The organism is Myxococcus sp. AB025B (genome assembly GCF_006518215.1).
GTDB classification, from domain to species: Bacteria; Myxococcota; Myxococcia; order Myxococcales; family Myxococcaceae; genus Myxococcus; species Myxococcus fulvus.
Genome location: NZ_SRLW01000267.1, coordinates 1 through 13616 on the forward strand (window position 1 = coordinate 1; position 13616 = coordinate 13616).

General features: G+C 72.5%; 8 protein-coding genes, 1 pseudogene and 1 riboswitch. All 9 genes and pseudogenes read left to right on the plus strand.

From position 1 onward, the window contains the following. Positions 1–959 (plus strand): TonB-dependent siderophore receptor (locus tag FL311_RS32945; RefSeq protein ID WP_141331499.1); only part of this gene is annotated, 959 nt, incomplete at its 5' end. 411 nt (positions 960–1370) lie between these two features. Further along, positions 1371–2984 (plus strand): MXAN_6577-like cysteine-rich protein, encoded by a 1614-nt coding sequence (locus FL311_RS32950; RefSeq protein WP_141331501.1) that lies wholly within the window; start codon positions 1371–1373, stop codon positions 2982–2984. A 19-nt stretch (positions 2985–3003) separates the two neighbouring features. Continuing rightward, a riboswitch (cobalamin riboswitch) is annotated at positions 3004–3220 on the plus strand. A gap of 184 nt (positions 3221–3404) precedes the next feature. Then, positions 3405–4781 carry a hypothetical protein gene (locus FL311_RS32955; RefSeq protein ID WP_228557242.1) on the plus strand — a complete coding sequence of 459 codons (1377 nt, stop codon included), beginning with the start codon at positions 3405–3407 and terminating at the stop codon, positions 4779–4781. After that, positions 4778–5506, plus strand: coding sequence for a cell surface protein (locus tag FL311_RS32960; RefSeq protein ID WP_141331504.1), 729 nt, complete (start codon positions 4778–4780; stop codon positions 5504–5506). The genes FL311_RS32955 and FL311_RS32960 overlap by 4 nt, the downstream gene beginning before the upstream one ends. Beyond that, positions 5503–5994, plus strand: a complete 492-nt coding sequence (locus tag FL311_RS32965; RefSeq protein ID WP_141331505.1) for a ubiquinol-cytochrome c reductase iron-sulfur subunit — start codon at positions 5503–5505, stop codon at positions 5992–5994. The genes FL311_RS32960 and FL311_RS32965 overlap by 4 nt, the downstream gene beginning before the upstream one ends. 151 nt (positions 5995–6145) lie before the next feature. Next, positions 6146–7828, plus strand: coding sequence for an FHA domain-containing protein (locus tag FL311_RS32970; RefSeq protein WP_141331507.1), 1683 nt, complete (start codon positions 6146–6148; stop codon positions 7826–7828). Between the two features lie 83 nt (positions 7829–7911). Next, a complete protein-coding gene (locus tag FL311_RS32975) occupies positions 7912–11376 on the plus strand; it encodes a serine/threonine protein kinase (RefSeq protein ID WP_141331508.1) in 3465 nt (1154 codons plus the stop codon). A gap of 75 nt (positions 11377–11451) precedes the next feature. Then, the gene (locus FL311_RS32980) at positions 11452–13143 is read left to right on the plus strand and encodes a carbon starvation protein A (protein ID WP_141331510.1); all 1692 of its coding nucleotides are present in this window, start codon (positions 11452–11454) and stop codon (positions 13141–13143) included. Positions 13144–13164: 21 nt separating this feature from the next. After that, positions 13165–13616, plus strand: a pseudogene (locus FL311_RS32985) (ferrichrome ABC transporter permease); the annotation flags it as partial.

A 13616-nucleotide genomic window follows, 5' to 3' on the forward strand; every position in this document is an offset into this window, starting at 1 on the left:
GGCATGCGCTGACGGCCACGGTGGCGTCGTCGGGTGAGCAGGTCACCCAGGCGAGGGGCGCGCAGTCCGCGAGCTGGTGGCGCGGCAGTGTCATGGTGATGGACGAGTGGGCGCTGGTGGCTGACGTGTTGAGCGTCGTGCCGTCGCTGCGGTTCGAGCGGGTGGGGCCCTACTGGCTGTTCTCGCCGAAGGTCGGCGCGTGGTTGTCGTTGGGCGGAGGCGTGGGGCTTCGGGCGAACGCGGGACAGTCGCATCGCGCGCCGTCGTTCCTGGAGCTGTACATCCGGCAGGGGACGTTGTTGCCCAATCCGGGGTTGAGGCCCGAGCGGGCGCTCTACGCGGACGCGGCGGTGGTCTGGGACTCCCAGGCGACGGTGGCGGGGGCTCCGCGGTGGAGCATGACGGCGGGCGGCTTCGCGGCGCTGTACGAGGACCTCATCGCGTACGAGCTGTATCCACCGATGATGGCGCGGCCGTACAACTTCGACGCCGCGCGGGTGTGGGGTGCGGAGCTGGAGGCGGAGGCGCGGCTGTTCTCGTGGCTGTCGGCGAGCGGTGGCTATACGTGGCTGCGCACGCAGAACCGCTTCGGAGACCCGCGCTACTTCAACCAGGACCTGCCCAATCGCCCGCGACACAAGTGGGTGGGGCGCGTGCGCGCGGGGCCGGAGTGGCTCAACGCTCGCACCGAGGTGCTGTATCAGGCGTCGCAGTTCGTCAACCGCACGGGCACGCGCTCGTTGCCATCTCGCACGCTGTGGAGCGTGGGGGCCTCCAGCACCTTCCTGCACAGGCCCGAGGTGACGCTGTCGGTCGAGGTGAAGAACCTGCTCGACGCGCGAGTGCAGGACTTCACCGGCTTCCCACTGCCCGGGCGCGCGGCGTACGCGACGCTCGCGGTGTCGCTCGAGCCGGTTTCGTCTGCTCCCGAGGGCTCGAATGCACCGCGCACTCCGTGAGACCCGAGCATCCGCGCCGACGCGGGGCGCGTGCGCAGGACATGCGAGGTGGCGTCGCGTTGTCGCCGAGGTATGTGCGTTCCTCTCTCTCCGAGGGGTCGGACGACTCGCGCCGGGGCCTGCTTGCTCGCGAGGCACGTGTCGCATGCGCTCGCGCACGCATCTCGCGATTGCCTCGTTACGGCACAGTGGTCTCGCGAAGCGCGCACCGCACGCGTCCGTTCTCCGCGCCTGGTTTGCCCGCTGGAGCTTGCGCTCTCGCGAAGCGCGCGCCGCACGCGTCCGTTCTCCGCGCCTGGTTTGTCCGCCGGAGCTTGCGCTCTCGCGAAGCGCACGTCGCATGCGTCCGCCCTCCCTTGCACCGGTCGTTCGCGGTGATGCCGCGCCTGCCATCCCCTTCCTGAGGACTCGATGCTTCCTGCTCATTCCTTCATAGCGCCCAGGCGGCTCGTCCTGTCGCTGCTCTGTGCCTCGGCGCTCGTGCTCACGGGCTGTCCCGACGAGGGTGTGGTCTGCACCTCCGGCCTCGTCGTCTGTGAGGGCGCCTGCGTGGACACGCGCGGCGACACCTCGCACTGCGGCGCCTGTGGCACCACATGCTCCTCGGGCGAGGTCTGTCAGGACGGCGCCTGTGGTTGCCGCGCGGGCACCGAGTCCTGCAACGGCGCCTGCGTGGACACCGCGACGGACGTCGCCCACTGCGGCGCATGTGGCTCGGCCTGTGCCGCCGGACAGGTCTGCGAGTCCGGCACCTGTCGCGAGGGCTGCTCCGAAGGGCTGCTGCGCTGCTCCGGCGCGTGCGTGGACGGCCAGTCGGATGCGCTCCACTGCGGCGCCTGCGGCAATGTGTGCCCCGACGCGCAGTCCTGCCGCGCGGGACGTTGCACCTACGACGTCGTGGCCGCGTGCTTCACCAACGGGCAGCTCGTGGGCCTCCAGGCCGGGACGGACCAGCTCGGACCTCGCCGTGAGTTCGGCGCGGGCATCCAGGCGCTCGCGTCCTGGGATGGCTTCGTGCTCGGCGCGGACATGACCAACGGCAAGCTGCTCCAGGCCCCCGGCGGCAACCTGGGCGCGCTCGTCGAGGAGGACTCTCTGGGCGTCGTGTCCGGCTCCCCCAATGACATCCTCGTGGACCCGCCCCACGTGTACGTCATCGACTCGGTCAACAACACGCTCCAGGTGCTCCGCCGTGACGGCCCGTCCCACGGCAACGGCCTGGGCCTGCGCACCGTGGGGCAGTTGAACCTCGGCCCGAACACCAGCCCGCAGGCGCTCGCGCGCTTCGGCGACCTGCTCTACATCCCGCTCTTCGGCACCGGCAGCTCCAACTTCCAGCACGGCAACGCCGTGGCGCGCGTGGACATCTCCGACCCCACGCAGCCGCGCAAGGTGGACACGCTGTCGCTCACCGGCCTCGACCTGAAGCCCTTCGACGGCACGGGCTCCATGCCCCTGCCGTTCTCGGTGACGGCGACGCGCACCCACGTGTACGTGGCGCTCACCAACCTCAACCCCGCCAATGACTACCGCCCCAACGGGCCCGGCATGCTCGCGCGCATCGACCCCGCCACCGGCGCCGTCAGCGCCATCGACCTGGGCAAGGAGCGCTGCCTCAACGCGGGCTACGTGGAAGCCGTTGGTGACCAGCTCGTGGTCGCCTGCATCGGTGAGGCCATCTACGACACGGCCAACGGCTACCTCGCCACGTCCGTGCGCTCCACGGGGCTGGTGCTGGTGAAGAACGATGTCCCCGTGGCCTCCTACGCGCTGAATCCCGGCTGTCAGCCCGGCGCACCGGGTTGCATGCTGTCGGTGGCCAGCCGCTTCGCCGTGTCCCGGGGCGCGGTGTACCTGGCGGACACCAACGCGGGCCGCGTCTTCGTCGTGGAGGTCGGTGATGGCACCCTCACCGAGCGCAGGGGCTCCTCCACGCCCACCGCGAAGGGCCCCGCGCTGGAGGCGTGCCCGGTGGACCCTCGACGCCCCGTGTCCAACGCCATCGACGTCACCGCGCTCCATTGACAATGCCTGTCACCCGCCATATCCCGGCCGCGTCCTCGGTGCCGTCGTGCGAACCACGGCGGCTCTAGGGAACCCGGTGCGAATCCGGGACTGCCCCGCAGCGGTGTGCAGGAACGACCGCCGTCATGGAAGCACTGGTCCCTCACGGGACTGGGAAGCGACGGCCACTAGGTGGGCGCCCTCCGGGGCTCCCGCGCCTGCGAGTCCGAAAACCTGCCGTGGACCCGTGCCCCTTGGGCACGGACATCACCGAGGCCTCCGAGGGGAGGCGGCGGAGGCGTCAGCCCATTCACCGCGCACCGTGGGGTGCCCGGGTGCCCGCCTTCGACCGCGTCCTCCTGGAAGCCCACCCGCCCGTGGGGGCGGAGAGGGACGAGGACGCAGATGAAGACGGCTGAATCGAAGCGCGCGAAACCTTGGATGAAGTCCGCATCACTGGCCGTGGCCTCCTTCGCCGTGGCCCTGCTCGGCACCGGCTGCAACCCGGAGTGTGTCGACCCGTTCGACTGCCGCGCCGACAATGGCGAGGCCCCCGCGGGACAGCAGTGGGTCTGCGTCGACGAGCGGTGCGAGACCGAGCCTGCCCCCACCACCCCGACACCCGACGCGGGCACGCCGGATTCGGGCACGCCCGACGCGGGTCAGCCGGACTCGGGGACTCCGGATGCCGGCCAGCCCGACGCGGGTCAGCCCGACTCGGGGACTCCCGACTCGGGCACGCCCGACGCGGGTGAGCCGGATGCAGGTGCGCCGGACGCGGGTGAGCCGGATGCCGGCCCCGTGGTGGTCGACTGCGCGACGGTGCCGCTGGACCCGAAGCTGGGCACGCTCGTGCTCCAGCCGGGCTTCGTCGCCGCCGAGTCCGTGGCGCTGTCGCCGGACATCCTCGCGCTCGGCGCCTCTCCGGGCCCCACGTATGCGTTCTACGGCATCCAGGGACGGGGCAAGGACGCCGCGCTGTACTCGCTGGGCACCTGGCCCGACCTCCTGCCGGGCACCACGAAGCTCTTCGACATCATCACCCCCGCGGACCGCGAGGGCGGCGCCACGGTGTACCCGAACGGCTACGTCATCAACGACGGCCTGCGCGTCTTCACCGGCTACACGCTGGGCGCCACGGGCTCGCCGGGCAACGTCGCCGCGTATGACCTGGCCACGCCGGCCAACTCGAGCTTCGTCGTCGCGCCCAAGAACTTCTCCGCGGCGGCCTTCACGTCCGGGGAGCTGAGCGCGGTGCTCGTCAACGGCGGTGGTCTGGGCTCGGCCTCCGACCTGGCTGTCTATGGCCTCGTGACGTCCACGGACCCCATGGGCACGGTGCGCGCGGTCAACTTCCCGCAGGGTGACGTGGTGGGCAGCGGCTTCACCGCCGTGACGGACACGGGCGTCGCCGCGCTGGGCTACTTCGACCAGAACTTCGTCAACGTCCTCCACGGCGTGGCGCCCACGACGCTCGCCACCGCCATCACCAGCGGCACGCCGCTGGACCTGGGCACCCAGGCGAAGGTCGACGTGGGCAGCGACTTCAACGACGTCGCGGCCTTCGGCGGTGGCGTGGTGCTCAACCGCGGCGCCTACGCTCCCCCGGACTACGACTTCGTCGCCACCGACGTGTCCCGCTACGCGCTGTCCGTCGGCGCGAATGACGCCGTGACGGTGGGCGCGCGCGTGCCCGTGCTCACCTACGTCAACCAGTGCACCACGGTGCGGATGCTCAAGGCGCTCGGCTCCGACGTGCTCGTCGGCGTGGCTGACCGCAACGGCCGGCGCCTGGTGCGCCTCCAGGTGGCGCCGTGAGCGCGCGCGCCTCCTCGTGGTTCGGTCGCGGCGCCGTGCTTGCCCTGGCGCTGAGCCTGTCCGCGTGCGGTGGGGACGAGGCTCCCGTCACGGACGACGACGCGGGGCCCGGTGACTCGGGCACGGACGCGAGCCCCTCGCGGCCCGCGGACCCGTACGCCGACGAGGTGGTCGAGTACCTGCCCGGCCCCGGCGCGGGCTTCGGACAGGACCGCTTCCCGTCCATCGTGCTGGGCGCGCCGGTGGGCGCGGGGCTGGACAGCGGCTCGCTGGATGTCCTCTCGCTGGGGCAGGGCGGCTCCATCACCCTGCGCTTCACGGACATCGCGGTGGTGGATGGGCCGGGCGTGGACCTGCTCGTCTTCGAGAACGGCTTCCTCATCGCCGGAGGCCCGCGCGCCTTCACCGAGCGGGGCCGCGTCTCGGTGAGCGACGACGGTGTGCAGTGGCACGAGTTCCCCTGCGCCCCCTCGGACGCGACGAACAACTACCCGGGCTGCGCGGGCGTGCGTCCCGTGACGGCCAACCCCGCCGCGGGCATCAGCGCCACGGACCCCGCCGTGGCCGGCGGTGACGGGTTCGACCTGGCCACCGTGGGCCTCGCCCGGGCGCGCTACGTGCGCATCGTCGACGCGGGCACCAACGGCTCGGCGGGCACCTCCGCGGGGTTCGACCTGGACGCCGTCGCCGTGGTCAACGGCGTGTCGCTGACCGCCGCGCCATGACGGACCTGGACCGCCGCGCCGCGCTCCTCACGTTGGCCCGGGGCGGCTGTGCCCTGGCCACGCTGGGCGCGGGGTGCGGCGGCGACTGGCGGGAGGCCATCGTCCTGGACCCACCGCCCGAGGGTGCCTCCTGCTCCGACCTCCCCCAGCCCGGCACCGCCGCCGACGGCTGGGTGGAGGTGCGGCTCGAAGCGCATCCGGGCCTTGCTTCCCCCGGAGGCCACGCCCGGGTGCACGCGCCCGAGGCCCTGCTGGACGTGCTGCTCGTCCACACGACGCCCGGGTGCTTCGTGGCGCTGTGGCGCATCTGCACGCACGGCGACTGCGGCGTGGACTGGCGGCCCGGGGAGGGCGTGGTGGAGTGCCCCTGTCATGGCTCGCGCTTCGCCCTGGACGGCGCCGTCCTCCAGGGCCCGGCCCGGCGCCCGCTGGCGGCGTTCACCGCGGTGCGGCAAGGCGCGTCCGTCTTCATCCACCGGCCGCGCTGAGCCCCGCACCCGAGGGGACGTCCCGGCGCACTGTCAGTCCTGACCCGGCGACGGGCCTTCGCGCCGGGAGTCCGGGTCAGCCCCGTCCCCCTCCGGGGCACAGGTCTCCCTCTCTTACGTTGAGAGAGAGTCGTGTAATGTCGGGGATTCGATGTGGCAGATCATCATCAACGGGCCCGGCTACTTCGACACGTCCTATGACTTGCCCGAGGGCGTGACGAGCCTGGGCCGCGCCGACGAGAACGACATCGTGCTGGGTGGAGACCTGGTCTCGCGCCGGCACGCGCGCCTCTACGTGGAGGCGGACATCCTGCGCATCGAGGACCTGGGCAGCCGCAACGGCAGCCGCGTCAACGGCGCGCCCCTGCAGGGCTCCCGGCAGCTGTCCCCCGGCGACTCCGTGGCGCTGGGGGAGAACACGCTCGCGGTGCGCCAGCCCAACACCGTGGAGAACGCCGCCACGGAGATGGTGGACCTGGGCGCCGGCGGCGTCGTGCGCTTCGGCCACGGACAGGACGTGGGCCCGTCGGTGCTGCTCGCCAAGAGCGTGCGGGACGCGGACGTGCTGCGCCTGCTCGACAACGTGGGACCGGTGCCCTTCGAGGACTTCAACCAGCAGGCCTCGTTCGTCCCCCCGGCCAGCCCCCGCGTGGCGCAGGAGACGCTGGTGCTGATGTTCCGCACCGCGGAGGCGCTCTCCACCGCCACCACGCTGTCCACCTTCCTGGACCTGACGATGGACCGGCTGCTGGAGCGCACCGACGCCACCACGGCGGTGGTGCTGCTCAAGCACCCCACGGGGGCGCTCGTCCCCGCGGCGGTGCGCCACCGGGGACGGCTGGCCAAGGGCGAGGTGCCGGTGTCCGACGCCATCGTCGACGAGGCGCTGCGCCAGGGCCGCGCGCTCGCGGTGGGCGACGTGCGCGACGACCGCCGCTTCGCCGCGCGCGAGAGCGTCATCCTCTACGGCGTGGCCAGCGTGCTGTGCATCCCCATCGGCTCCGAGGCCCCGTACCAGGGCGTGCTCTACGTCAACACCTCCGCCAAGGGGGACGGGCTGGAGCCCATGCTGGACGCGTGCTCGGCGGTGGCGCACCTGGTGGCCACCGGCGTGCAGAAGTTCTCCCCGCGCGACGGCGGCGCCACCCAGGAGCGACTGCGCCGCTCGCTGGAGCGCTTCCACCCGCCCGACGTCGCCGAGCGCCGCGCCACCGAGGCCCAGCGCCAGGGCGGCAAGCTGCCGGGCCTGGAGGAGCGCACCCTCACCGTGCTGCACGTGGAGCTGGTGGGCTTCCCCGCCCTGGCCTCGCGCATCGGCGGGGCCAAGGCGACCAGCCTGCTGAGCGACTTCCACTCGCGCGCCACCGGCATCGTGTTCAGCTTCGAGGCCACCGTGGAGTCCTTCATCGGTGAGTCCATGCGGGCCCTGTTCGGCGTGCCGTACGTGAAGGGCGAGGACTCCGTGCGGGCGGTGCGGGCGGCCTTGGCCCTGCGCTCGGACTGGGAGCGGGCGATGAGCCGCCGCCCCGTGGACGAGCGCTGCGCGCTCCGGATGGCCCTGCACACCACGCGCGCCCTGGTGGGGATGATCGGCAACGAGGTCCGCCCCGACTACACCGCCGTGGGCGAGGGCATGTCCGTGGCCACCTGGCTGGCGGCGACGGGCAACCCCGGGCAGGTGTTGATTTCCGGTAAGGTGCTGGCGACCGTGGCGGCCCGCTTCGACGTGATGCCCCTGGGGGAGCGGCTGGTGCGCCCCCCCAAGGAGAAGGTGGCCGCCTTCGAGGTCCTCGACGAGGACGTCGGGGTGTTGACCAACCCCGGCCTGCGGTGAAACCCCCTGCGGCAGGTTGACGGGTTGATGGACCAGGGCAAGCCAGGGTTCAATGGGCGCCCGAGTGGTGGACCCCCGCCCCCATGAACGCTCATAACCCCTCCGCCCGGCTGCGCCCGTTCCGGCCCCAGCCCTTTGGCCGGTACACCCTCCTGTCCCATCTGGCGACGGGCGGCATGGGTGAAATCTATCTCGCGAGGCTGGAGGGCGCGCAGGGCTTCGAGAAGCTCTGCGTCATCAAGAAGATCCTCCCGCAGCTCGCCGAGGACAGCGACTTCGTCGAGCGCTTCGTGGGTGAGGCGCGCACGCTCGTCCGCCTGAGCCACGGCTCCATCGCCCAGGTGCTGGACATGGGGCTGCACGAGGGCGAGGCCTACATGGCCCTCGAGCACGTGGACGGCAAGGACCTGCGCAAGGTGGCCGCCCGGGTGGGGGACAGGCAGGTGCCGCTGCCGCTGACGTTCATCCTCTACGTCATGGGCCGGGTGCTGGACGCGCTGGCGTACGCGCACCGCAAGAAGGACGACGACGGGGAGGACCTGAAGCTGGTCCACCGGGACATCTCGCCGCAGAACATCCTCATCTCCTACGAGGGGGAGGTGAAGGTCATCGACTTCGGGCTCGCCAAGAGCCGGCTGTCGGCGGCGAAGACGAATCCGAGCATCATCCTGGGCAAGTTCCTCTACATGTCCCCGGAGCAGGCCCGGCACCAGCCGGTGGACCGGCGCGCGGACCTGTACGCGGTGGGCCTGACGCTCTACGAGCTCATCTGCGGGAAGAACCCCTTCGACGGCATCCACCCCGGCGAGCTGATGTCCGTGGTGGCCAACCCGAAGGTGGCGCCGCTGGACGAGGTGGAGCCGCTCACGCCGCGCTCGGTGACGGCGCTGGTGGCCAAGGCGCTGGAGGTGGACCCGGCGCAGCGCTTCCAGACGGCGGAGGAGTTCCGCGGCCGGCTGCAGGCGTGCCTGATGGAGATCGACCCCAGCGCGGGGCCGGAGAGTGTCAGCCGCTTCATGCGCGAGCTGTTCACCGCGGACTTCCAGTCCGAGCGCCGGCTGCTCGCGAGCCTCAAGGACGTGCCGCGCGGTGGCTACGCTGAGGCGCGCGCCGCGGCTCCGGAGCCCTCGGAGGAGGGGGCCGCGCCGCGTCCGTCGCCGCCCGCGGGGGCGATGTTGCCGGCGAAGACCATCCGCCTGGATGGGCCGGTGGAGGCGCTGTCCTTCCATCCGACGCGGCGCAGTCGCGAGGGTGGACCCGTGGATGACGGGGAGACGCGTCCGGGCATCCCGATGGACGAGTCCACCCGGCCCGCCTTCCCGCTGGAGGCGCTGGAGGAGGAGGCTCGGGTGCGGGCGGCCCGGCTGAATCCGGACACGTCGCCCTCCCTGTCCGTGGAGGTGGCGCCCGAGGTGGTCGCCCGCCCGCCCGCGCCGCCGCCGGCTGTCGCGCCCGCGCCTCGGCCGCCGTCGCAGACGCGCGAGGTCCCGCTCACGACCATGCCCGCGGAGGCGATTCCGCCCGCGCCGCCACCGCCGCCTTCGCGTCCGGACACGCGGCCCACGGAGCTGGAGCTGCTGCCCGTGGGCGCGGTCGTCGGCCCCGCGGACGGGCAGGGGAGCCCCTACGACGCCACCGACCCCCGCGCGGAGCCGCTGCGTCCCTCCAGTGAGGACCCGCGTGGCGCGGCGTCCCGGCCCGCCACGCTCGGCGGTGGGAACCCGCGTCCTCCTCCGCCTCCCGTCACGCCGCCTCCCGCGGCGGTGATGCCCCAGCGGCAGGCGCTCGTGCCTCCTGGCGCGCCGGCACCGGCGTCTCCGGCGCGCTCCGGGGTGATGGTGATGCCCGCTGTCAGCGTGCCTGCCGAGGCGCCGGCTTCGGGTGTGACGACGCGGCCAGGACCGGGGGCCTCGGTGCCCTTCGCGGGTGAGCAGCCCGCGTCGGGTGTGACGACGCGGCCAGGACCGGGGGCCTCGGTGCCCTTCGCTGGCGAGCAGCCCGCTTCGGGTGTGACGACGCGGCCAGGACCGGGGGCAGCCACCGCCGCGCCGCCTCCAGGTTCTCCGTCGCGCTCGGGCGCGATGACCATGCCACCGGCCGCCGCGTCCGCGCGCGGTGGCTCCCTGACGTCGAACCCCGTCGTGCCGTCGCGCTCGGGTGCGATGTCGATGCCCGACGCGGCGCTGACGTCGAACCCCGGCGTGCCGTCGCGCTCGGGCGCGTTGCCGGTGCAGGGCGCCGCGTTGACGTCGAACCCCGGTGTGCCGTCGCGCTCGGGCGCGAAGGTGGGCGAGCCGGGCGTGGTGGTCTCCTATCTCGAGTCTTCGGGCGGTGACGCGGACGCCGAGATGCCGGTGCTCACGCCCGAGCAGATGGGACACGGCGAGCCGTCGGAGCGCCTGGAGGAGATGGACACCAATCCCCGGGCGTCGCGGCCCGGGCGAGCGGAGCGCTACGAGGACACGCACCCGCGCGCGCCTCGGGACGCGGACACGGACCCTCGGGGGCCGCGGCTGGCGGACATGCAGGCCCGCGCCGCCGTCCACGAGGACACCCAGCCTCGCGTCGTCCTGGACGAGAGCCTCCTGCGTGACGCGGAGGGCGTCGCGCGCGACGATGAGGAGCGCTCGGGGGCCTCGCGTCCGAAGACGGGCTCGCGCCGCGTGAGGCCGTCCTCTCCGGGCATGGCGCCCGCGCCGGGGCGACGCACGGGGGTCAGCCGTCCCGTGGTCGTCGCCGTGCCCGAGGAGGAGGAAGAGGACGCGGACGTGCGCGTGTCCATGGCCTCGCACGAGGAGACGCGGCGCACGTCGGTGCCCTCGCGGCCCAACGTCCCCGTCCGTCGCCCGTCGGAGGACACGCGCAAGACCACCGTGCCCAAGCGCGGCAAGCGCAGCTCCGCGCTGACGTGGGTGGTGGTGCTGGGCGGCTTGGGCGCGCTGACGGCGGGAGCGGCGTTCCTCCTGTCGGACCCCCAGGTCCGGGGAATGGTGATGAACCAGCTCGGGCAGCTCGGCCTCGTCGCCAAGGGACCCGAGGCAGCTCCGAGCCCCGTGGCTCCTGGCGCGAAGGCCCCGAAGGCCCCTGGGGACGGCGCCGCGGAGCCCAGGCCGGGCGCCGTGGTGGCGGAGCAGGCCCCGGCTGACAATCCCGCGGCGGTGGACAGCCCGCCGTCCGCGCCTCCCGAGGGAGAGGCGGCCACCGCGCCGAAGAGCGTCGAGGACGATGATGGCTCGTTGCTGGCGCCCCTGGGGAAGCCGGCTCCGAAGGCCCCCGTGCCGAAGCGCGCCAACACCAATCGCGTGCGCATCATCAAGGGGGCAGGCCCGCAGACCGAGCTGGCACGCGAGTGGAAGGCGGCGAACGCCGAGTTCAAGAAGCTCGAGGCCCTCCGGTCCTGCGACAACCTGGGGTTCCTCTGCCAGAAGCGGGACGACCTGGATGAAGAAGTCGCCGCCGCCCAAGGGGAGTCCAACCCCGAGCTCCTGAAGACGGTGAGGAACTTCAGGAAGCAGGTCCAAGGCAAGCTGGCGTCGGGCGACCCGTGACGCCGTTGCCGTCGTCCTCGGCCTTCCAGGAGCCAGGGTGTTGACCGGAAGTCCGGGTCGGGAAAGCCTCGCGGCATGAGCCTCCCCCTGATTGCCGGAGTGTTCCTGGTGGTGCTGGCGCTGGGCTATCGCTTCTACGGAGGCTTCATCGCCCGGCAGTTCCGCCTGGATTCTGGAGCGGTGACGCCCGCGCACGCCAAGAGCGACGGCGTGGACTTCGTCCCGACCAGGCCCTTCTACCTGTTGGGCCAGCACTTCAGCGCGATTGCCGCGGCCGGGCCCATCGCCGGGCCCATCCTGGCGGCTCAGCAGTTTGGTTGGTTGCCGGCGCTCTTGTGGATTGCGGTGGGCTCGGTGTTCATCGGGGCGATGCATGACTTCGCCACGCTGGTGGCGAGCATCCGCCACGGGGCGGTCTCCATCGCGGAGGTGGTGCGCAGCCACCTGGGGCCCACCGCGGGGCTGGCGATGCTGGCCTTCATCTGGGTGGCGCTCGTCTACGTCATCGTCGCCTTCACGGACGCGACGGCGGCCACGTTCGTCAGCGGCGACGCGGAGCTGGAGGGGCTCACCTTCCGCTTCAACCCGGGCGGCGCGGTGGCGTTCGCGTCCATCGCGTACCTGCTGCTGGCGGTGGTGATGGGGCTGGTGGACCGCTGGCTCAAGCCGCCCCTGTGGCTGCAGACGCTCATCTTCGTGCCGGCGACGCTGGGCGTGGTGTACCTGGGCACGCGCATGTCCACGCTGCTGGTGCTGGATGCGCGAGGCTGGTCCGCGCTCATCCTGGCGTACTGCTTCGTCGCGTCGCTCACGCCCGTCTGGGTGCTGCTGCAGCCGCGCGGCTACCTGGGCGGCTTCGTGCTGTACGCCGCGCTGGCGGTGGGCGTGGTGGGCATCTTCTACGGCGGGCTGAGCGGAGAGCTGTCCATCCAGCAGCCCGCCTTCTCGGGCTTCAACGTCCCGGGGCCCGGCGGCGCGCTGTTCCCGTTCCTCTTCGTCACCATCGCGTGCGGCGCGTGCTCGGGGTTCCACGGGCTGGTGTGCTCGGGCACCACGTCGAAGCAGATCGACAAGGAGCCGCACTGCAAGCCGGTGGGCTACGGGGCGATGTTGCTGGAGGGCTTCGTGGCGGTCATCGCGCTGGCGACGGTGATGGTCGCCACCAAGGCGGAGCTGACGGGCAAGGCGCCGGGCGCGGTGTATGGCGCGGGGCTGGGGCGCTTCATCGTCACGGTGCTGGGCAAGGAGTACCTCGTCATCGCGACGACCTTCGGGGCCATGGCCTTCTCCACCTTCGTGTTCGACACGCTGGACGTGTCCACGCGGCTGGGGCGCTACATCCTCCAGGAGCTGTCCGGGAAGAAGGGCAAGGGCGCGGCGATGGTGGCCACGGCGGTGACGTGCGGAGTGCCGCTGGCCTTCGTGCTGCTGGCGGGCTCGGGAGCGTGGCGCTCGTTCTGGACGTTGTTCGGCACGTCGAACCAGTTGCTCGCGTCGCTGTCGCTGCTCGGGGTCTGCGTGTGGCTCAAGAGCACGGGCCGGCCCTATGTGTACGCGCTGGTGCCCATGATGTTCGTGGGGGCCGTCACGCTCACCAGCCTGGTGCTCCTGGTGCGCGAGGCGCTGTCGCCGTCGAGCTCGGCGGCGTCGCGGGTGAACGGGGTGGTGGCGGTGGTGTTGCTCGCGTTGGCGCTGTCCCTCTTCGCCGCTGGGGCGCGCGCGCTGCGCTCCCGGCGCCATCCTCCCGCCGCGGCGCCGGCTGTCTGACGTCCGTCTCCCAGGGTCTCCATGCTTCGATACTCCGTCGCCATCTTCACGAGCGCCTTCCTGTTGTTCGGGGTGCAGCCCCTGGCGGGGCGCTATGCGCTGCCCTGGTACGGCGGGACGCCCGGCGTGTGGACGGCGTGCATGCTCTTCTTCCAGGCGGCGCTCCTGGGCGGCTATGCGTACTCGCACGGGCTGGCCTCCCGGCTGACGCCGCGCCTGCAGGCGAAGGTGCACCTGGGCGTGCTGGCGTTGGCGGTGGCCGTGTTGGGGGGGAGGGCGCTGTGGGTGGGCTCGCCGGTGGCGCCGGGGCCCGAGTGGCGCCCGGTGGGCACGGACCTGGCCGTGCCGCGACTGCTGGCGATGCTGGCGGTCACCATCGGCCTGCCGTTCTTCGTGCTGAGCACCACGGGGCCGCTGCTCCAGTCCTGGTTCGCGAGGGCGCGGCCCGGGCGCTCGCCGTACGTGCTGTATGC